The sequence below is a fragment of the Catenulispora yoronensis genome (genome assembly GCF_039531695.1).
GTDB classification, from domain to species: domain Bacteria; phylum Actinomycetota; class Actinomycetes; order Streptomycetales; family Catenulisporaceae; genus Catenulispora; species Catenulispora yoronensis.
On record NZ_BAAAQN010000068.1, the window covers coordinates 36,066 to 55,579 of the forward strand.

At 71.3% G+C, this 19,514-nt stretch carries 17 protein-coding genes; 12 read left to right on the forward strand and 5 right to left on the reverse strand.

Features of this window, described 5'->3' with window-relative positions; all coding sequences use genetic code 11:
• Positions 1 to 77 precede the first annotated feature (77 nt).
• Both ABD481_RS38675 and pruA read left to right on the forward strand, forming a co-directional pair.
• Positions 78 to 1,004 carry a proline dehydrogenase family protein gene (locus ABD481_RS38675; RefSeq protein ID WP_344670851.1) on the forward strand — a complete coding sequence of 309 codons (927 nt, stop codon included), beginning with the start codon at positions 78 to 80 and terminating at the stop codon, positions 1,002 to 1,004.
• Between the two features lie 34 nt (positions 1,005 to 1,038).
• On the forward strand, positions 1,039 to 2,670 hold the full coding sequence (pruA, locus tag ABD481_RS38680; protein ID WP_344670852.1) for an L-glutamate gamma-semialdehyde dehydrogenase: 1,632 nt from the start codon (positions 1,039 to 1,041) through the stop codon (positions 2,668 to 2,670).
• A 33-nt stretch (positions 2,671 to 2,703) separates the two neighbouring features.
• Here the strand turns inward: pruA and ABD481_RS38685 are convergent, their stop codons facing one another.
• Complete coding sequence (locus tag ABD481_RS38685; protein ID WP_344670853.1) at positions 2,704 to 2,919, reverse strand: FmdB family zinc ribbon protein; 216 nt, start codon at positions 2,917 to 2,919, stop codon at positions 2,704 to 2,706.
• Positions 2,920 to 3,028: 109 nt separating this feature from the next.
• Between ABD481_RS38685 and ABD481_RS38690 the strand changes: the two genes are divergently transcribed.
• A complete protein-coding gene (locus ABD481_RS38690; RefSeq protein WP_344670854.1) occupies positions 3,029 to 4,303 on the forward strand; it encodes a S8 family serine peptidase in 1,275 nt (424 codons plus the stop codon).
• Here the strand turns inward: ABD481_RS38690 and ABD481_RS38695 are convergent.
• From ABD481_RS38695 to ABD481_RS38705, 3 genes are all read right to left on the reverse strand, one after another.
• Positions 4,300 to 4,923, reverse strand: coding sequence for a DUF1990 domain-containing protein (locus tag ABD481_RS38695; protein ID WP_344670855.1), 624 nt, complete (start codon positions 4,921 to 4,923; stop codon positions 4,300 to 4,302). The two genes, ABD481_RS38690 and ABD481_RS38695, sit on opposite strands and share 4 nt — an antisense overlap.
• 14 nt (positions 4,924 to 4,937) lie before the next feature.
• Positions 4,938 to 5,990 (reverse strand): alpha/beta hydrolase, encoded by a 1,053-nt coding sequence (locus ABD481_RS38700; protein ID WP_344670856.1) that lies wholly within the window; start codon positions 5,988 to 5,990, stop codon positions 4,938 to 4,940.
• A gap of 185 nt (positions 5,991 to 6,175) precedes the next feature.
• Entirely contained in the window at positions 6,176 to 7,051 is an 876-nt protein-coding gene (locus tag ABD481_RS38705) for a YihY/virulence factor BrkB family protein (RefSeq protein WP_344670857.1), read from the reverse strand.
• A 194-nt stretch (positions 7,052 to 7,245) separates the two neighbouring features.
• Between ABD481_RS38705 and ABD481_RS38710 the strand changes: the two genes are divergently transcribed.
• From ABD481_RS38710 to ABD481_RS38730, 5 genes are all read left to right on the forward strand, one after another.
• The gene (locus ABD481_RS38710) at positions 7,246 to 7,560 is read left to right on the forward strand and encodes a hypothetical protein (protein WP_344670858.1); all 315 of its coding nucleotides are present in this window, start codon (positions 7,246 to 7,248) and stop codon (positions 7,558 to 7,560) included.
• Between the two features lie 77 nt (positions 7,561 to 7,637).
• Entirely contained in the window at positions 7,638 to 9,983 is a 2,346-nt protein-coding gene (locus ABD481_RS38715; protein ID WP_344670859.1) for a WXG100 family type VII secretion target, read from the forward strand.
• Between the two features lie 164 nt (positions 9,984 to 10,147).
• On the forward strand, positions 10,148 to 10,519 hold the full coding sequence (locus tag ABD481_RS38720) for a DUF2784 domain-containing protein (protein ID WP_344670860.1): 372 nt from the start codon (positions 10,148 to 10,150) through the stop codon (positions 10,517 to 10,519).
• Positions 10,516 to 11,376 (forward strand): DUF72 domain-containing protein, encoded by an 861-nt coding sequence (locus ABD481_RS38725; protein WP_344670861.1) that lies wholly within the window; start codon positions 10,516 to 10,518, stop codon positions 11,374 to 11,376. Before ABD481_RS38720 ends, ABD481_RS38725 begins: the two co-directional genes overlap by 4 nt.
• A gap of 219 nt (positions 11,377 to 11,595) precedes the next feature.
• On the forward strand, positions 11,596 to 12,414 hold the full coding sequence (locus tag ABD481_RS38730; RefSeq protein ID WP_344670862.1) for a sensor domain-containing protein: 819 nt from the start codon (positions 11,596 to 11,598) through the stop codon (positions 12,412 to 12,414).
• On the opposite strand, the gene ABD481_RS38735 is transcribed toward ABD481_RS38730, so the two are convergent.
• A complete protein-coding gene (locus tag ABD481_RS38735; protein WP_344670863.1) occupies positions 12,392 to 12,898 on the reverse strand; it encodes a DUF4304 domain-containing protein in 507 nt (168 codons plus the stop codon). The genes ABD481_RS38730 and ABD481_RS38735 overlap by 23 nt on opposite strands.
• 142 nt (positions 12,899 to 13,040) lie before the next feature.
• On the opposite strand from ABD481_RS38735, the gene ABD481_RS38740 reads away from it, so the two are divergent.
• The 4 genes from ABD481_RS38740 (at position 13,041) to ABD481_RS38755 (ending at position 19,493) form a co-directional block, all read left to right on the forward strand.
• Positions 13,041 to 13,502 (forward strand): hypothetical protein, encoded by a 462-nt coding sequence (locus ABD481_RS38740; protein ID WP_344670864.1) that lies wholly within the window; start codon positions 13,041 to 13,043, stop codon positions 13,500 to 13,502.
• Between the two features lie 10 nt (positions 13,503 to 13,512).
• On the forward strand, positions 13,513 to 14,676 hold the full coding sequence (locus tag ABD481_RS38745; RefSeq protein WP_344670865.1) for a cystathionine gamma-synthase: 1,164 nt from the start codon (positions 13,513 to 13,515) through the stop codon (positions 14,674 to 14,676).
• A gap of 110 nt (positions 14,677 to 14,786) precedes the next feature.
• A complete protein-coding gene (locus ABD481_RS38750; protein ID WP_344670866.1) occupies positions 14,787 to 15,869 on the forward strand; it encodes an EamA family transporter in 1,083 nt (360 codons plus the stop codon).
• Positions 15,870 to 15,971: 102 nt separating this feature from the next.
• Entirely contained in the window at positions 15,972 to 19,493 is a 3,522-nt protein-coding gene (locus ABD481_RS38755; RefSeq protein WP_344670867.1) for a serine/threonine-protein kinase, read from the forward strand.
• Positions 19,494 to 19,514: the final 21 nt, after the last annotated feature.

Below are 19,514 nucleotides of genomic sequence, written 5' to 3' on the forward strand. Positions count from 1 at the left end.
TGGCCCCAACAGGAGTACGCCACCACTCCGCCACCAGCGCGCCGCCAGGTGCGTCACCACGAAAGCCAGGCCCGCCCATGCCCAGCCGCACCCTTCTCGCCGCCGCCCGGAGCCGCAGGATGCGCGGCCTGATCACCGGCGTTCCCGTCACCCGCCGCGTCGTCGACCGGTTCGTGGCCGGCGAGAACCTGGACCAGGCCAGCGCGGTGCTCGCCGACCTGGTCGGGGAGGGCCTGACCGCCACCGTGGACCGGCTCGGCGAGGACACCCTCGACGCCTCCGACGCCGCCGCCACCCGCGACGCCTACCTGGCGATGCTCAAGCGCTTCGCCGAGCTCGGCATCGCCGGCCGCACCGAGGTCTCGGTGAAGCTCTCGGCGCTCGGCCAGAAGCTCCCCAAGGACGCCGCGAAGATCACGCTGGAGAACGCCGTCGCGATCGCCGAGGCGGCCCGTGACGCCGGCACCACGATGACCCTGGACATGGAGGACCACACCACCGTCGACGCCACCCTCGGCACCCTCCGCGACCTGCGCGGCGAGTTCCCCTGGGTGGGCGTGGCGATCCAGGCCATGCTGTTCCGCACCGAGGGCGACATCACCGACCTGGCCACCGCCGGCTCCCGGGTCCGGCTGGTCAAGGGCGCCTACATGGAGCCGGCCTCGGTCGCGCACCAGGACAAGCACGAGGTCGACAAGGCCTACGTGCGCGCCATGGGCACCCTGATGCGCTCCTCGGCCTACCCGATGATCGGCAGCCACGACCAGCGCATGATCGACATCGCCCACAAGCTGGTCGGCGAGACCGGCCGCGAGCCCGACACCTACGAGTTCCAGATGCTGCACGGCATCCGTGCCACCGAGCAGCGCGCGCTGGTCGCCGGCGGCGAGACCGTGCGCGTCTACGTGCCCTTCGGCGACGACTGGTACGGCTACTTCATGCGCCGCCTGGCCGAGCGCCCGGCCAATGTCATGTTCTTCCTGAACTCGCTCGTCAAGAAGTAACAGAAGAAGCCACAGAGGGGATCCCCCGCACCGCATGGACGCCATCACCCACACCCCGGCCCCGGTCAACGAGCCGGTCCGCGCCTACGCCCCCGGCAGCGCCGAGGCCGTCTCGCTCCAGCGCCGCGTGGCCGAGCTCGCCGCGGAGCGCCACGAGCTGCCGATGACCATCGCCGGACGCCGCCGCATGGGCGCGGGGGAGCGCGTCGAGGTCGTCCAGCCGCACAACCACAAGCACGTGCTCGGCGACACCGCCAACGCCACCTCCGCCGACGTCGCGGACGCCGTCGTGGCGGCGAAGGCCGCGGCCCCGGCCTGGCGCGCCCTGCCCTTCGACGAGCGCGCCGCGGTCCTCCTGCGGGCCGCCGACCTGCTGGCCGGCCCGTGGCGCGACACCCTCAACGCCGCCACCCTGCTCGGCCAGTCCAAGTCGGTGCAGCAGGCCGAGATCGACAGCGCCTGCGAGCTGATCGACTTCTGGCGCTTCAACGTCCACTTCGCCCGGCAGATCCTGGCCGAGCAGCCGCCGGCCAACGCCCCCGGCGTCTGGAACCGCACCGACCACCGGCCGCTGGACGGCTTCGTCACCGCGATCACCCCGTTCAACTTCACCGCCATCGCCGGCAACCTGCCGACGGCGCCGGCGCTGATGGGCAACACGGTGATCTGGAAGCCCTCGCCGACGCAGCAGCTGGCCGCGCAGTTCACCCTGGAGCTGCTGGAGGCCGCCGGGCTGCCGGCCGGCGTCATCAACCTGGTCACCGGCGACGGCCTGGCGGTCAGCGAGGTGGCCCTGGCCGACCGCGACTTCGGCGGCCTGCACTTCACCGGTTCCACGCGGACCTTCAAGGCGCTGTGGCGGCGGACCGCGGAGAACCTTGACCTGTACCGCTCCTACCCACGCATCGTCGGCGAGACCGGCGGCAAGGACTTCGTGGTCGCGCACCCTAGCGCCGACCCCGCCGCGCTGGTCACCGCGCTCGTCCGCGGCGCCTTCGAGTACCAGGGGCAGAAGTGCTCCGCGGCTTCCCGCGCCTATGTCCCGCGCTCCCTGTGGGAGTCCGGTGTCCGGGAGCAGTTGGCCGACGTCACGGAGACCATCACCTACGGCGACGTCACCGACTTCTCCCACTTCGGCGGTGCGGTCATCGACCGGCGCGCGTTCGCCAAGCACCGTGACCTGTTCGCGCGCGTGCGGTCCGAGGGCAAGCTGGAGATCCTGGCCGGCGCCACCGCGGACGACGCGCAGGGCTACTTCGTCCAGCCCACGGTCCTGGTCGGCGACGACCCGCACCACGAGGTGTTCACCGAGGAGTTCTTCGGCCCCATCCTCGCGGTGCACGTATATGACGACGCCCGTTATAGCGAGGTGCTGGAGCTGGTCGACAGTTCCACGCCCTATGCGCTCACCGGCTCGGTGTTCGCCACCGACCGCGCCGCCGTCGAGGAAGCGCACCGCGTGCTGCGCTTCGCCGCCGGCAACTTCTACGTCAACGACAAGCCCACCGGCGCGGTGGTCGGGCAGCAGCCGTTCGGCGGCGGCCGGGCCTCCGGGACCAACGACAAGGCCGGGTCGGCTCAGAACCTGCTGCGCTGGCTGAGCTCGCGCACCATCAAGGAGACCTTCGTGCCCCCGGTCGACCACCGGTATCCGCACCAGGGCTGACGGCCTGACCGGCCGTCGCAGCTCGGCTCGCTGCTATCCGCAGCAGCCGCCGCCGCAGCATCCGCCAGCGTTGCCGGATGCTGCGGCGGACTTGTTCCCGCCTCCGACGTTCACGGCGACCGCGGAGATCAGCTTGACGGTGTCGTCGTGGCCCGCCGGGCAGGTGGCCGGAGCCGACGCCTCGGACATTGGACGCGACAGCTCGAAGGTGTCGCCACACGCGCGACAGCGAAATTCGTAACGGGCCATGTCCCGCATCATAAACGGCCCGCGCTCCCTGGCCAGTGGCGGCAAAGCCGTATATCGGATCATCACTGAGGTTTGCGTCATCTGATATAGAGGCGCGATGCTATTGCGCATGTCGCGCCGTAGGACGTCGATTTTCGTTACCTGTGCTCTGGCCTCCTTAGCGATCCTTCCCACGACGGCGCGCGCGGACGATCCAGCCCCGGCCAAGCCGGCGGCGCAGTGGCCGCTCACCTATCTCAAGGCCGACCAGATCTGGCAGCTCACCAAGGGCGGCGGCGTCACCGTCGGGCTGGTCGACTCCGGGGTCTCCCCGCTCGGCGACACCCGCGCCAACCTGCTCTCCGGGGCCGACTTCTCCGAAGGCTCGACCAGCACCGGGACCGCGCACATCGACACCGACACGGACAGCCACGGCACGACCATGGCCGTGCTGATCGCCGGCACCGGCGGCGGCCAGGGCCTGCGCGGCCTGGCCCCGGAGGCGAAGATCCTCCCGGTCCGGATGCAGAAGCAGACCGGCGAGGACCCGGCCAAGATCACCGACGCCGTCAAGTACGCGACCGGGCAGCACGTGCGGGTGATCAACATGTCGCTGGGCACGGCTCCGACGGCGGACCTGGCGGCGGCCGTCAAGGCGGCGCAGGCGGCGGACATCGTGGTGGTCGCCGCCGCGGGCAACGGAGGGACGGCCAAGGTCATCACCCCGGCGGCGTATCCGGGCGTGGTGGCGGTCGGCGCGGTGGACTCCACCGGGACCCGGTGGGACTCCTCCAGCTACGGTCCGCAGGTCGCGCTGATGGGACCCGGCGTGGGGATCCCGGTGGAGGACGCCACCGGCGCGCCGAAGACCGCGCGCGGTACCAGCAACGCGACCGCCTATGTGACGGCTTCCGCGGCGCTGCTTCGTGCCTTGCACCCCGACTGGACCGCCGGACAGACGATTCGCGCGCTGCTGGCCACGGCCACCAAAGCCGGTGGCACTACAGGGCTGACGCGGAACGACAAGTACGGGTACGGGATCGTCAATCCGCTCGCGGCGCTTAGCGCCGGCGCGCCTGTAGAGAAGGACAACCCGCTGGTCTCGGGGGCGGCGCCGCTGGCGGCCGCGCTTCCGGCCAGCGCTCCGTCTCCCTCGCCGACGACTCCTGCTCCCGCTACCAGCAGCAGTGCGTCGCCTACGCCTTCGCCGAAGAGTGCGGCTACTACGGACGTAGTGCAGAAGTCTGCCAAGGCTACGGACACCGAGAAGACGAGCCTGCTGTCGTCGCGACGGAACAAGCTCCTCGCCGCGTGCGGGGGAGCGGCGGTGCTGGGGCTCTTGCTGCTGATGCTGAACCGGGGGCTAAAGAGGCGGCAGCTGCGGCGCAATCGCGCCTGGCACTAGCGCGGGCTTACGGCCATCGCCAGCAGATACTTGTTCGTATAGCGGTTCTGGATGACGCGGGTCACAGGGCCGCCGAGCCGCGAGTACCAGACTGCGGGCTGTGAGAACGCCATAACGGTGAACTCCACGAGTCCTTCCGCGCGCGTTACATAGAAGGCTTCGCGGCCACGTTCCGGATGGCCCGGCAGCGTCTCATAGGCGTACCCGGCCCAGTCGGCGCGGTCGAACTCGGCGGCCACGATCCGGAACGGTGCGCGGAGCGGGACCACGCCTGCCACCCGGGCTGTCAGTCGGCCTTCGAGCCCGACTGCCGGTGCCGGCGGTACTGGCGGCACGCCGTCGGGGGAGGGCACCTCGACCGTCATCCCGGCCCCGATCTGCGGCCCCCAGGCTCGCAGCATCGCCCGCGCGCGCTCGAAGGCGCGATCCAGTGCGGGATCGTCAGCGGTGAACGCGTGCGCCAGCGGGATCGAACGCCGGAAATACCGGTGGCCGTCCGGAACCGGGCCGATCGCGGCGTCGCCGGGGTGCGGTTCGGGTCCGGGGTGCGGTTCAGGTCCGGAGCGCGGCTCGAGTCTGCGGCCCGGCGCGCGCGGCTCCTGCGCCTCTTGCGGCTCCATGGCGGCCGGGCGCCCTACGGCGCCGTCACCTCGTCGCCCCGCCCTATCGCGATCAGCGCCAGGTTCCGCAGCGCGGGGCTGCCGGGGCGCAGGTAGTCGCTGTGGCCGCCGCGGCCGGCGTCGAACCGCCGGGCGCCGAACGCCGGGTCCACCGGGTCGTCGCCGAAGCCGAGGTCCACGCCGAGCAGGTCCACCTGGACGTGCGGGACGTCGGCGATGCCGTCGTTGGCGCCGCGCCCGGCCCAGACCCGGGCCCCGGTGTTCAGGTCGGCGACCGAGCCCACGCCCATGCCGGGGGAGCCGAACACCGCGATGTCGGTGGCCTTGACCGCGTGCGCGGCCTGGCCGCACACCACCGAGCCGTAGCTGTGGCACATCAGCGTCACCGGGGCCGGGTTGACCATCTTGAGCTGGTTCAGGAACCCCTTCAGCGCCCTGGCCCCGGCCTCGGCGTGACCCAGCGTGGTGACATGGATGCTGTCCACCGACGGCGGGTCGTAGCCGAGCCAGCCGATCACCGCCAGCGAACCGCCGGCGCCCAGGTCCTGGGCCTGCGACCACAGCGCCTCGGCGCCGCCGCCGGGGCCCTTGACGCTGTCGAAGTTGGACAGGGTGTTGCCGGCCCCCGGCACCACGACCGCGATCCGCTTGGCGTGCACCAGGTCGCCGACGACCTCGATGCCCCGGCCGTCGCCGGAGGGGTCGAAGGACAGGAAGTCCCGGTCCGCGATCGACAGGTTGCGCAGCGTGTGCGCGAGCATCGCGTCGCCGCCGTGCTCGGCCTCGCTCGCGGCCTTCACCATCGCGGCGCGGTTCAGGTCGTAGCGCTCGGTGAGCGAGGCGACACTGAGCGCCGGGAGTTTCGGCAGGGGGCTGTAGGCGATGCTCGCGTGAGCGGGACCGCTGGTGATTATGGTGGCACCGACAGCGATCGACACGGCCAGGGCCTTGCGCCGGAAGCCGTTAGGCATGATCTTGCCGGGACGCAAGCGGTTCAGGTGGTGCCGGACCCCGTGGGCGAACGCGGAGGGGCCCAGCCCGATGCGGGCGGAGTCGAGCGGGCGCATCGCATCGGTTCCTAACAGCTTGTGGGGATTCAGGCGATCCTACGCGATCCGCCGGGCACGCTGACACCGACGCGCTTGATCGCTCATTGAGATGATCTGTGTCCTTGAGATCATCTGCGGCTGATCGGTTTTTGTCGAGGGTCCGGCGGCGTATATCGCCCTGCTACAACTGACGGACCGCCGGATCAGTCGAACAGTGAGCGGGGCCAGGACCTGCGGGCCCGGACCACGTCGGTGGCCACGGCCATCAGCGTCAGCCGGGCCTGGAGGTAGATCCACGCCAGCAGCCCGAGCACCAGGCCGAAGACGCCGTACAAGGCCGAGGAATGTCGCAGCTGATGCGCGGCGATCGCCCCGCCGAGGTATTGCAGGCCCTGCCAGACCACCGTGGTGAGCACCGCGCCGAGGAACAGGTCCCGGGTGCGGACCTCCGGCGCGGTGGCGATCCGCAGGCCCATCCAGAACAGCAGCCCGGTCAGCACGAACGAGGCGACCACCAGGGCGATCCGGAAGCCGAGGCTGAAGGCGTGGCCGCTGGTCCACTCGCCGATCGCGCTCAGCACCGTGGTGGACAGCACCCCGAGCCCTATGGTCGAGATGATCCCGAGGCTGCGCAGCCCGGACTTCGGGAACCGGGGCCGCCGCTCCTCGGGGACGCCCCAGAGCATGTTCATCACGTACTGCGCGGCGTTGGCCAGCCCGAGCGCCCCGACCACCGTGGTGATGATGCTGACCGCCAGGCCGACGCCGTTGCGGGCGAAGCCGTGGACGTTGGTGCGCAGCTGGTCGCCGATCACCGGGAAGTCGACCAGGGCCGAGTTGAGGACCCGCTCCTGGATGTTCGGGTAATGGCGCAGGACGGCGCCGAGCACCGTGGTGAGAATCAGCAGCAGCGGGAACAGCGAGACGAAGGCGAAGAAGGTCAGGATCGCGCTGAGGTAGCCGACCTTGGCCTTCTGCAGCTCCCGCCAGACCGCGATCGGGAAGGCGGTCACCGGGTGGCGCTGCTGGAACCGGTCGAGGCTGCGGGCCGTCGAGTGCAGCCAAGACAGTGGAGCCATGGAACTCATATAAGCACCAATGTCTTGGGGCCCCCTCCCCGGCGCGCCGATCTAGTGTGCGCTGTGGGCCGTGGAAGCACTGGCAAGCAACGGATTGTCGTACAGGCGATCGGATCAAGGTCGCCCCGGATCGCGGCGTCGGGTTAGGATGCGACCCACTGTCGGGTGCGGGGATGTCAGGGGGTGGATGTGCCGTGGCCAGCCACGAGCAGCTCGTCATCGATCTGGGCGGGATCCAGGACTGGGGCAACGCGCTGAGCAGCGTGCGTTCCGGGATCGACCAGCCGGTCGAGTTCGCCTCCTGCGACGACCAGCTGGGGACCGACGCGGCCTCCAACGCCGTGCAGAACGCGCTGGTCGACTTCGACACGGCCTGGAAAGAGGGCCGGACGGTCATCGACTCCTATATGAGCGCGCTGTCCAAGATGTGCGACGACACGGTCGCCAAGATCCGGGCGATGGACACCTCGCTGGCCCCGGCCCCGCACCACCGGCGGGACCTGATGTGAGGCCGCGCGCCGCGGATTTCGAAGACTGACACGTCGGGCCGACGGGCGGCCCGGACACGGGGACGGGAGCGCAGAACGTGGCACCACGCAACAACCAGTGGACGCTGCTCGGGCTGGACACCGATCCGGTGCCCGGGGATCCGGCGAAGCTGGACTACCTCATCTCGCGCATGCACAGCCTGGCCGACGACGCCGACCGGGCCCGCAGCGGTGTGGTGGGGCTGCTCGCCGACCGGGCGCTGAACGGCTGGATGGGTGCCTCCGGCGACGCGTTCCGCGCGGCCTGCGAGCCGCTGCCGGACCACTTGCAGAAGCTGCGGCAGTCCTACGAGGACGCGGCCTCGGCGCTGACGGCGTACCAGAAGTCGCTGGGCGACGCGCGCTCCAAGTCGGCGACGGCGGTCGGCCAGGGCGTCAGCGCCTACGGCAAGTACAACTGCCTGGGCGACGGGCCGCCCTGCCACAAGATGGACGACGGCGAGTACCAACGCTGGGTCGACAAGCTCGGCCGCGACCTGATGCTCCAGCAGCAGAAGAACGCCCCCGGCTCCCAGCTCGCGGCGCCCGGACACCAGCCGACGGAGTTCGTCGGCCCGTACGCGTGGGCACCGGAGCAGCGGGCGCTGATAGCCGCCCGCACCGCGGCCCTCCAGGCGCAGACCGACAACACCAACGCGGCGAACGCCTGCCACCAGGCCCTGGAGGACGCCGCGCACCTGGCGGCGGCGCTGTCGAAGATCACCGGCCCCGGCTCCTCGACCGCGGGCACCACCTTCGACGAGCGCTTCAAGAACGCCGGCGGCGACCCCGCGCAGCTGATCCTGGACCCGGCGGCCGGACAGGACGTCGAGACCGCCGGCATGCCCCCGGCCGGCTCGAAGCCCCAGGACGTGACGCTGTGGTGGAACGGCCTCGACGACGCGGCGCGCCAGCGCTACATCCACGACCACGCGGGCGACATCGTCGGGCTGGACGGGGTCCCGCAGGCCGCGAGGGACCAGGCGTACCAGGTCCTGCACCCGGTGGTGCACCACCCGCACGACGGGGACGACGGCGGGCGGCGGCGCCAGCCGAAGCCGGGTACTGGGGATCACCACGGGGGTGGGGATCCGACGGCGCATCCGAAGCCGAATCCGGACCCGAAGCCCAATCCGGACCCGAACCCTAACCCGAATCAGGATCAGGATCCGGATCACAAGCCGGGTCAGCATGACGGCGATCCGAACCAGGATCCGGATCACAAGCCGGGTCAGCACGATGGCGATCCGAACCAGGATCCGGATCACAAGCCTGGCCAGCATGACGGCGATCCGAATCAGGATCCGGACCACAAGCCCGGCCAACACGATGGCGATCCGAACCAGGATCCGGACCACAAGCCCGGCCAGCACGACGGCGATCCGAACCAGGATCCGGACCACGACCGCGACCACGACGGTGACCGTGACCATGATCGTGACCCCGGCCATCACCACGATCACGACGGTCCGCCGAAGCACGCCCCCGGAGATCCCAGCGTTCCCAGCGATCCGTCGTCGCCGCCGGACCACGCCTTCCCGCCCGCGGACCCCGATCCCGATCCCGACCAGGTCACGCGCGTCACCATGCCGTCGCCGGTCGCGGACCCGCCGGTCGCGGACCCGCACCAGCCGGTCGACCCGCCGCAGCAGCCGGCCGATCCGCCCCAGCACTCGACCGGCCCCTCGCACGGCCCGAGCACGCCGCCGGACTACCGCATCACCAGCGAGCCGCAGCACGCGCCGAAGGCCGACGACCTGTGGCGCAGCGGCTCGCACAGCGCGTACCACGAGGTGTCGGCCCCGGAGTCCGGAGCGTGGGTGCCCGGCGCCACCGCCCCGCCCGCCGACCTGAGCCTGAACGCCGACCAGTGGGCGGCCGGTCCGGCCGTCCCCGTCGCCGACGCGGCCATGGACGCCGACGCGTGGACGCCCGGTCCGCACGTGCCGCGCAGCGACGCCAGCATGGACGCCGCCTCCTGGCTCGGCGACGGCCACGCCGTGCGGGCCGGGGCGGGCATGGACGGCGGCATGGCGACCGGCGGCTCCTGGCTGACCGGTGGCGATCTCCCGCAGAGCGACCAGGCCGGCGGCCCGCTCGGCGCGTTCCACAACCCGGCCGCGCCGGCCGCCAACCTCTTCGAGCAGGTGGGCCGGGTCGCCATGGACAACTACCAGAACGGGTCGATGCCCGCCGACGCGCTCCAGGCCCCGGGTGCCTTCCCGGGCGCGAGCTTCCAGCACTCGGGCGGCTCGGGCGCGTTCCCTGGCGACGACTCGCTGTCCGGCTCGCAGCCCGACCCGCTGTCCGGCTCGTTGTCCGGCTCGCAGGCCGACTCGGCGGTCGGTACCGGCGGCGCGTCGATGGAGGGCAGCCACGTGGTCGGCCACCGGTACTACGCGTAGCGGAACGGTGTCACCGGCGCCGCGCAGCCTGCATTGCCTGAGCCGCTGGCGTTATAGCGGAGTCGTAGATCAGGCATGCCCCACAAGCGTCGCAGGATACTTAGTCCCCGATTGAGTATCCGCACGCTTGTCGCCCATCGGCCCGGCGAACCAGGCTGGACGCCATGGGTTACCGACTCCTGGCCGACATCACGGTGGCGGTGCACATCGCCTTCGTCGCGTTCGTGGTCGTCGGCGGCTTCCTGAGCCTGCGGTGGCCGCGGCTGCTGTACGCGCACGTAGCCTCCGTCGTGTGGGTGTGCCTGCTCATGCTCGGGCTGAAGCTGACGTGCCCGCTGACGGCCGTCGAGAACTGGGCCCGGGAACGCGGCGGCGAACCCGGCATCCCGAAGGGCTTCGTCGAGACACACCTGACCGGCACGCTCTACCCGACCGGCCTGGAGTGGCTGTTCCGCACGCTCGTCGGCGTCGCGATAGCCGGCTCCTGGCTGCTCTCCAAACACCGGCTGTTTCGGACACTAGGCTCGGAGACATGAAACTCCACGTCGGCTGCGCGATGTGGACCTACGCGTCCTGGCAGGGGCGTCTGGTGCCACATCCGCTTCCGCCGCGTGAGCGCCTGCGCGCGTATGCGACGTGGTGCAACGCGGTCGAAGGCAACACCACGTTCTATGCGACGCCGTCCCGCGAGACCGCCGAATCCTGGGCCGCGCAGGCACCCGAGGACTTCCGCTTCTTGCTCAAGCTTCCGAAGCCGGTCACTCACGAACGCCGCCTCTCCGCCGAGGTCTTCACCGCGGGCGGACCACTCCACGTCTTCTTCACCGCTATCGAACCTCTCGGCCGTAATGCGGCGCTGTGGATCCAGCTCCCGGCCTCCTTCGGCCCCGGGGACCTGCCGACGCTGGCTGCCTTCCTCAGCCGCGTCCCGCAGAACTACCGCTACGCCGTCGAAGTCCGGCATCCCGCCTTCTTCGAGGACCCGGCCGCCGAACAACGCCTGGAGAAGCTTCTGACCGAGGCCGACGCCGAATGGGTTCCTTTCGACACCCAGGTGCTCTACGAAACGCCGCCGTCCACCGATGCCGAACGCGAAGCCTGGACCAAGAAGCCGCGTCTTCCGCGCCGTACTCGTGCACTGACTCGCTTTCCTGTCGTCCGCTATATCGGCCGCGACGACTCCGAGCAGACGGCCGAGGGCTGGCAGCCGTGGGCCGACATCACCGCGGACTGGCTTCGCGAAGGCCGCTCGCCGACAGTGTTCATCCATACGCCCGACAACGACGAGGCGCCGGTCCTGGCGCGGCGCTTTCACGACGATGTCCGGAGCCGGGTGCCGGAACTGGATGTGCTGCCCGAGCCGATTCCGGCCGAGCCGCCGACGTTGTTCTGAGCGTTATCCCGAATGGCAAGGCGGCCCGGATGGCCGTTGGCGCCCGCTGCTATCTTTCAAACGTTTGGTCAATGCGCTGCACTTCGGGGATCCAGGGCGCAGTGCTTCCCTTCGGGTGGAAATATGGGAACTAACATGCACTACGGGGTTAAAAGCGTCGCGATATCAGCCGTCGTCGCGGCTGTTCTGACTGCGACGGCATGTAGCACTTCCGGCAGTGTGGGCGGATCGAAGGCGGCGGGCGGCAAGGGCAAGCCGGGGCTGTCGACGGGAGTGCCCACCGCCACGGTGGCCGACTCCGACGCGGCGGTCGGCGCCGACGCCTCGGGCACGTCGAGCTCGTCCGGCAAGTCGAGCGCTTCGGGCAAGTCCAGCAGCAAGCCCAGCACGGCGGCGTCCGGCGCGTCCTCCAGCGGCGCCACCGGCGGCAGCGGCAGCACACTGACGGCGGCCCAGCTCAAGCCGCTCCTGCTGACCGACAAGGACGATCCCGGCTACACGTTCGACGCCGCCCGGGACGAGACGTCGACCACCGACACCCCGGAGAAGGTGACCGTCGGCGGCGCCGCCTGCCAGGCGTTCATCGACGCGCAGGACGCGCTGTCCACGAAGTACGGCACCGTCGCCGAGGCCGACCGCCAGCTGGACAAGAAGGCCGAGAACCACGTCATCCGCGACTCGATCGCCGTCATGCCCTCGCCCGACAAGGCCGCCGCGATGATCGCCGACGTGACCGCGGGCCTCCACGCCTGCAAGTCCCTGACCATGGCCGACGACTCCGACCAGGTGCAGATGGCGTTCGACCCCATCCCGCAGCTGATCAAGGACGGCCAGGTCGGCTACGTCAACACCATGACCATCGGCGGCAACCAGCTCCTGGCGGCGGTCGAGGTCGACCAGGTCGGCTCCACGATCAGCGAGATCGCCTTGGTCGGGCCGATGACGACCGACACCACGACCCTCCAGCAGATGGGCGCGACCCTGGCCCACTTGGGTCAGCTCCAGGTGCAGCGGATCAAGGCTGCCCAGGGCCAGTAACCGGACCTGCGTCCGGGCCGGTGACCACCGCCACGCCGGCCTGCGCCAGCATCCGCTGGACCGCAGGCATGGCGTACTCGGCGATGGCGGCGTAGACGCCGTCGGCGACCCGGCTGACGTCCTCGGTCGAGTGACCGGCGGCCAGCTCCCACCAGATGTCCTCGTCCGCGGGCATCAGATCCCCGATCCGCTTGCAGTGGAACGAGGACGGCCAGTAATGCGCGCCGGGCCGGGGGCGGAGCGGCATGTCGGGCTGCTCGCTCCGAAACTCGGCCCAGGCCGCTTTGCCGATGACCGAGATGTTGACGGTGAAGCGGACCGAGGCGGCGGTATTGCTGCGCGAGCGCTGGAAGCCCATCTGCGCCCACGAGCGGGGATCGGGGAGCAGGTACCTCTGGCCGCTGCCCTGCCAGCCGAGGGCGCGTAGTCGGGGCGCGAGGTTGTGGTGGATCAGCGTTCGGAAGAGGTCTTGGGCGGTGGTCATGGTGTGCCGGACGGCTCCCTGTAGGCGGTGTTGTCCGCGTGCATTCTCGTCGCTTCACACCGTGGGACGCGGCCAGGGTGCGAATGAGCGAAAGATCGGTATTGTCCTTTTCGGATGATGAGACTGGGGCTCAGGAGGCGTGATGGGTTCGCTCGCGGTGCGGGTGATGGGTGCGTTCGTGGACGACGATGACCCGGGCGTGCCCAGTGGGCCGGTGGACATAGGCACGGCCGGGGTGCATCACGCGCGGAATGAGATCGGGTCGTGGCAGACGCTGATACTGATGTTCATCTCGGTGATCGTGGTCGGGGCGGTGGTGCTGCTTTATGTCGTGCGGCAGCGTGGGCGGTTGGTGGAGCGGCGGCGGTTACGCCGGATGGCTGAAGCCGCGAAGAGTTCGGGCCAGGGCATGAGCGAGAGCCTGAGCGAGAGCCCTGGCGCGGAAGTAGCCGCCACCGCCGCTACCGCTGCTGCTGCCGCCGCTCCCACCATCGCCGCCCCCACCCCCACGGTTGCCATCTCCGTCTCCCCACCACCCCCCACTGCACCGACGCCACCCCGCCCCACCACCTCCACCCCCGGCCGCCCGGCACCGAACGCGTAACCTAAACACCATGTCCGCATCTGACGCCCACGCCCACGCCGCCTTCGAGACCCTGGCCATCCACGCCGGCCAGGACCCGGACCCGCTGACCGGCGCCGTCGTCCCTCCGATCTACCAGGTCTCGACCTACAAGCAGGACGGTGTCGGCGGCCTGCGCAACGGTTACGAGTACTCCCGCAGCGCCAACCCCACTCGCAAGGCGCTGGAGGACTGCTTGGCCGCGATCGAGGGTGGTCGCACCGGTCTGGCCTTCGCTTCGGGGCTGGCCGCGGAGGACTGTCTGCTGCGGACCGTCTGCATTCCCGGCGATCACGTCGTCATCCCGGCCGACGCGTATGGCGGCACGTTCCGTCTGTTCTCCAAGGTGCTCTCGCGTTGGGGCCTCGGGTGGACCGCGGCCGACATGTCGGATCCGGCGGCGGTGCGCGCGGCTGTGGTGCCGGGCAAGACCAAGGCGATCTGGGTCGAGACTCCCTCCAATCCGCTGCTCGGCATCGCGGACATCGCCGGGCTGGCGGTGATCGCTCATGAGACCGGCTCGTTGCTGGTCGTGGACAACACCTTCGCCACCCCTTACCTCCAGCAGCCGTTGGCGCTCGGCGCCGACGTGGTGGTGCACTCCACCACCAAGTACATGGGCGGCCACTCCGACGTCGTCGGGGGCGCGCTGGTGGTGGCCGACGAGGAGCTCGGTGGGCAGCTGGCCTACCACCAGAACGCGATGGGCGCCGTCGCCGGGCCCTTCGACGCCTGGCTGGTGCTGCGCGGGGTGAAGACCCTGGCGGTGCGGATGGACCGGCACTGCTCCAACGCGCAGCGCATCGCCGAGGCCCTGGTCGCGCATCCGAAGGTGACCGCGGTGCACTACCCCGGCCTGGAGACCGATCCCGGTCACGAGGTCGCGGCCAAGCAGATGTCCGGCTTCGGCGGCATGATCTCGTTCCGGGTGGCCGGCGGCGAGCAGGAGGCGGTCGACCTGTGCGGGCGCACCGAGCTGTTCACGCTCGGCGAGTCGCTCGGCGGCGTCGAGTCGCTGATCGAGCACCCGGGCCGGATGACGCACGCCAGCGCCGCCGGCTCGCCGCTGGAGGTCCCGAACGACCTGGTGCGGCTGTCGGTGGGCATCGAGTCGGTGGACGACCTGCTCGCGGACCTGCTGCGCGCGCTCGGCTGAGACCTGACCTCGCCGGCAAGGGCCACTCCCGATGGAGTGGCCCTTGTTCTTGACGCCGCCGATCCCCCAGCCTGGCAGCATAACGTCAGGGGCGCGGAGGGATCAGGGCTATGACACTTGCCGCGAGCGAGGGGCGATTCGGGACGACCCCGACGGATGAGGCGACGACCCCGGCGGACGAGGCACCGGCGGCCGCGGCACTGGCCGCGTCCGAGGTCCCCGAGGTCCCCAAGGTCCCCGAGGCAGTCGAAGTTTCCGGGGCAGCCGAGGCCCCCAAAGTCCCCGAGGCCCGCGAAGCCCCCACCACCCCCCGCATGTCCTCCGCCGCCTGGACCGCCCTCGTCGCCGTCTACTTCGTCTGGGGATCGACCTACCTCGCGATCCGCTACGCGATCGAATCGATCCCGCCCCTCTCCTCCGCCGGCCTCCGCTTCACCCTCGCCGGCCTGATCCTCGCCGCCTTCATCGCGATCCGCCGCGGCCCGTCCGCCCTGCGCGTCTCCCGCGCCCAGCTCCTGTCCGCCGCCGCGATCGGCGTCCTGCTCCTGCTCGGCGGCAACGGCGGCGTGGTCCTGTCCGAGCAGTACATCCCCACCGGCATGTCGGCGCTGCTGGTGGCCTCGGTCCCGCTGTGGATCGTGGTGTGGCGCGTGGTCGCCAAGGACCGGCCGAACCGCTGGACGCTGCTCGGCGTGCTGATCGGCTTCGTCGGCCTGGTGGTGCTGATGCGCCCCGGCGGCGGCGTCGCGCACAACTACTTCCTCGGCGTGGCGCTGGTGGTCGTGGCCTCGGTCAGCTGGGCGCTCGGCTCGGTGGCGTCGAAGACCTGGCTGACCCCTCCGAAGGACCCCTTCGTCGCCTCCGCCTATCAGATGGTGTTCGGCGGCCTCGGCTGCGCGGTCGCGGCGGCGCTGCACGGCGAGAGCTTCGATCCGGCGGCGATCACCGGGACGTCGGCGTGGGCGACGCTGTATCTCGTCGCGGCCGGCTCGCTTGTTGCGTTTTCCTCATATGTATGGCTGCTTAACAACGCCCCGATATCCCTGGTCTCAACATATGCATATGTGAACCCGGTCGTCGCGGTGGCTCTCGGCGCCCTGTTCCTCGGCGAGTCGATCACGCTCGCGGTGGTGGTCGGCGGCGTGATCGTCGTGCTCGGGGTGGCGGTGGTGATAGCGACGGAGCGCAGGTGAGAGACGGTCCGGTGAACGACCGGGGGGACTAGACGAAAATACGTATCCTGGCGGGGTACACCCGCTGTGCAAGGGGATCGGCGCCGTGCACAATTAGCCGCCGTGGCAGGAATATCGGGAGTCTCCGCGGGCATCGTCCTCGCAGGTCGCTACACCCTTTCGCGGCGTTTGTGGCACCGCGGGATCGGTGAGCTCTGGCTCGCCTCCGACTCGGTGCGCCGTCGCCGGGTGTGGATCCAGGTCTCGGCGACCGGCGGCCTGGAGAACGCCGTCTCCTCGCTGACCCGTGTGCAGCACCCGGCCATCGCCGTGGTGCGCGAGGCCGGGCAGAAGCGGATCGCGCACGAGGACCGGGTCGTCACCGACCACGACTCGCACTCCCACAAACTGATCCACAAGAGCGACAGCTACATCGAGTTCGCGGTCTACGACCAGGACAAGGGCTCCTCGCTGACCGCGCACCTGATGAAGGGCGCGCTGTCGTCGACGGAACTGGTCACGGTCGCGCTGAGCGTCGCCGAGGTCTTCGAGACCGTCCACGCCGCCGGCCTGGTGCACGGCTGGCTGCACACCGACTCGGTGTGGCTGGGCAGCAAGGGCAGCGTCTTCGTCGACCTGGCCCTGGGCCTGGCCTTCGAAGGCGACTCCGCGACGCTGCGGGGCGAGGCCGAGTCCGGCTTCGTGACCTCGGCCCGCCTCGGCGGCGCGGCGGCGTCCACGGCCGACGACGTGTACGCGCTGTCGTGGCTGCTCTACGTCTGCATCTTCGGCTGGGAGATCGTCCGCGAGGACCTGCACCGGGCCCGCCTCGAAGCGGCCGGCGGGGTCCACGGCGGCGTGGCCGTGGGCGGCAGCATCGAGGAACTCATAGCCCTGCTGGCCTTCCGCCGCGAGATCGCCATCGGCCGCATCACCGAGTACTTCGGCGAGGGCTCCGAGCTCGCGGTGCTGTTCGCCGGCTGCATGTCCGGCGAGGTCGACGTCCGGCCGTCGATGTCCGAGGTGGTCGCGGTGCTGCGCGGCCGGGCCGAGACCGTGGCCGCGCTGCCCGTCCCGGTGATCGTCGCCGAGCGCGCCGCCGCCGCGACCGCGGCCCTCGCCCTGGCGGCGGAGGCGGCCGGCGAGTCGCTGGGCGCGAGCGTCGAGGACGCCGACTCCGGCACCTGGTCGCCCTCCGTGAGCCCGACCGCGGGCCTGCCGACGAAGGGCATGATCACCCTCGCCGAGTGCGAGGCCGCGCGCGAGACCGCCGTCCTGGCGGCGCTCGCCGAAGCGGACCTGCGCGCGTCGGCCGCGACCGAGGAAGCGGTGGCGCTGGCGACCGCGGCCGCGGTGGCGGCGGCGCTCGCCGAGGCGGAGGCGACGCACAGCCGCGTCGACGAGGAAGCGGTCGCCCTGGCCAGCGCGGCGGCGATCGCCGTGGCCCTGGCCGAGGCCGACGAACGGCATTCCGCCGAGCGCGAATCGGCGGTCGCCTCGGCGCTGTCCGAGCACCAGGCGACGACCGCCGCCCTGACCGAGGCCGCCATCGCCGCCGCGGTGACGCAGGCCCTGGCCGAGGCCGAGGCGGCGCACGCGCTGGCGAACGAGGCCGCGATCCTGGCGGCGTCGGAAGCGGCGGTGGTGCTGGCGCTCGCCGAGGTGGAGGAGCGGCACACCGCGGAGCTGGAGTCCACGCGGGTCGCGCACGCCTCGGTCGGCGAGGAGGCGGTCGCTGCGGCGAGTGCCGCGGCGGTGGCCCTGGCGGTGGCCGAGTTCGAGGAACGGCACCGGGCCGAGCTGACCGCGGTCGAGGAACGGCACGCGGTCGCCAGCGAGGAAGCGATAGCGGCTGCGAGCGCCGCGGCTGTCGCGGCCGCGATCGCGGAGATCGAGGAGCGGCACCGCACGGAGCTGGAGTCGACGCGGGCCGAGCACGCCTCGGTCGGCGAAGAGGCGCTGGCGGCGGCGGCCGGTGCGGCTGTCGCACTGGCGGTCGCGGAGGCCGAGGAGCGGCACCGCGCCGAGCTGGGGGCGGCGACCGCGGAGCTGGAGGAGCGGCATTCGGCAGCTCGCGAGGAAGCCATAGCTGTGGCGAGCCTGGCGGCTGTGGCGGCGGCGACCGCGGAGCTTGAGGAACGGCATCGGGCCGAGCTGGAATCGCAGCGGGCTGAGCACGCCTCGGCCGGCGAGGAAGCCCTCGCTGCGGCGAGTGGCGCGGCAGTTGCCCTGGCGGTCGCTGAGGTCGAGGAGCGGCACCGCGCCGAGCTGGCAGCTCAACGCGCTGAGCATGCCTCGGCCGGTGAGGAGGCGCTCGCTGCGGCGAGTGGCGCAGCAGTTGCCCTGGCGGTTGCTGAGGTCGAGGAGCGGCACCGCGCCGAGCTCGCAGCCGCTGCGGAGCGTCACAACGCGGAGCTGGCGGCTCAACGTGCTGAGCACGCGGCGGCCGGCGAGGAAGCCCTCGCTGTCGCGAGCACCGCGGCCATCGCCCTCGCGGTCACCGAGGTCGAGGAGCGTCTTCGCACCGAGATGACCGCCGCCGAGGAGCGCCACCGCATCGAGGTCGCCAACGCGCGGACCGAGGCCACGCGGACGGCCACCCTCGCTGCCGAGCGGCACGAGGCCAAGGCCATCGAAGCGGCTGTCGGGGTCGCGGTCGCCGCGGCGCTCGCCGAAGCCGCGGCCAACGCCGCCAACGCCGCTTCCGCCGCCTCGGCGGCCAATGCCGGCGCCACCACGCAGCAGCTGCCCGCGCAGTCCGGCTCCGTCGCGACCGCCACTGCTGCCGCCGCCCCGCCCACGACGCCCACCTCCCCGACCGGCCCTTCGCACTCGGCCCCGTCGCCCAAGCCCAAGCCCTGGCTGGTCGCCTCCGGCAGCGCGGTCCTCGGCGTCGCGATCGGCATCGGGATCGGCTACGGCGTCCACGGCTCCAGCCACTCCTCGACCGGCATCGCGAGCCCCAACGCGTCCAACACCCAGGCCGGCGCCAGCACGGCGGGGGCGAACGCGAGCGCGTCCGACACGACGGTCGGGGCCGCCGCGTCCAGCGCGGCGGGATCGATCAGCCCGAGCGACACCGCCGCCGCGACCGCCACCTCCACCGCCAGTTCCGCGACCGACACCGCGACGTCCGGCGCCAGCGCCTCGAGCGCCACCGACACCGCCGGCTCGACGGCCGGCGCGCCGTCCACGCCCGGCAGCACCGAGTCGCCCGGCGCCTCGGCGTCCTCCGCCGGTTCGACAGGCGGGTCGACGGGCAGTTCCACCGGCGGCCCGACCGGCGGTCCCACCGGCGGCCCGACCACGGCCCCCAGCACCCCCGGCGCGCCCAGCTCGCCGAACGCCCCCGGCGGCGTCCCCACCACCCCGGCGGCGGTCGCGCCGACCAGCCCGCAGCAGGCCGAGTCGCAGACCTCGGACATCATCAAGAACCAGGTCAAGGACACCACGGCGGCGGGTGCGCTGAACCAGGGACTCTCCCGGATCAAGGCGGCGCCGGCCGGGTCGAACGCCTACAACCAGGCCGTGGCCGCCCTCAACGGCCTGATCTCCGCCGAGCAGACCCAGGGCGTCATCACCCCCGCCACCGCGCAGGCGTTGCAGCAGCAGGTGACGTATCTCCTGAGCTTCTCCGGAAGCTGATTCGGCACCCCCTAAGGTGTC

Bases quoted from the DNA above. Each gene is read 5' to 3' on its own strand.
- ABD481_RS38690 (WP_344670854.1), top strand. From the start codon at position 3,029: ATGTCGCGCCGTAGGACGTCGATTTTCGTTACCTGTGCTCTGGCCTCC.
- ABD481_RS38735 (WP_344670863.1), bottom strand. From the start codon at position 12,898: ATGACCACCGCCCAAGACCTCTTCCGAACGCTGATCCACCACAACCTC.
- ABD481_RS38705 (WP_344670857.1), bottom strand. From the start codon at position 7,051: ATGGCTCCACTGTCTTGGCTGCACTCGACGGCCCGCAGCCTCGACCGG.
- ABD481_RS38700 (WP_344670856.1), bottom strand. From the start codon at position 5,990: ATGCGCCCGCTCGACTCCGCCCGCATCGGGCTGGGCCCCTCCGCGTTC.
- pruA (WP_344670852.1), top strand. From the start codon at position 1,039: ATGGACGCCATCACCCACACCCCGGCCCCGGTCAACGAGCCGGTCCGC.
- ABD481_RS38675 (WP_344670851.1), top strand. From the start codon at position 78: ATGCCCAGCCGCACCCTTCTCGCCGCCGCCCGGAGCCGCAGGATGCGC.
- ABD481_RS38685 (WP_344670853.1), bottom strand. From the start codon at position 2,919: ATGGCCCGTTACGAATTTCGCTGTCGCGCGTGTGGCGACACCTTCGAG.
- ABD481_RS38725 (WP_344670861.1), top strand. From the start codon at position 10,516: ATGAAACTCCACGTCGGCTGCGCGATGTGGACCTACGCGTCCTGGCAG.
- ABD481_RS38720 (WP_344670860.1), top strand. From the start codon at position 10,148: ATGGGTTACCGACTCCTGGCCGACATCACGGTGGCGGTGCACATCGCC.
- ABD481_RS38745 (WP_344670865.1), top strand. From the start codon at position 13,513: ATGTCCGCATCTGACGCCCACGCCCACGCCGCCTTCGAGACCCTGGCC.
- ABD481_RS38750 (WP_344670866.1), top strand. From the start codon at position 14,787: ATGACACTTGCCGCGAGCGAGGGGCGATTCGGGACGACCCCGACGGAT.
- ABD481_RS38740 (WP_344670864.1), top strand. From the start codon at position 13,041: ATGGGTTCGCTCGCGGTGCGGGTGATGGGTGCGTTCGTGGACGACGAT.
- ABD481_RS38695 (WP_344670855.1), bottom strand. From the start codon at position 4,923: ATGGAGCCGCAAGAGGCGCAGGAGCCGCGCGCGCCGGGCCGCAGACTC.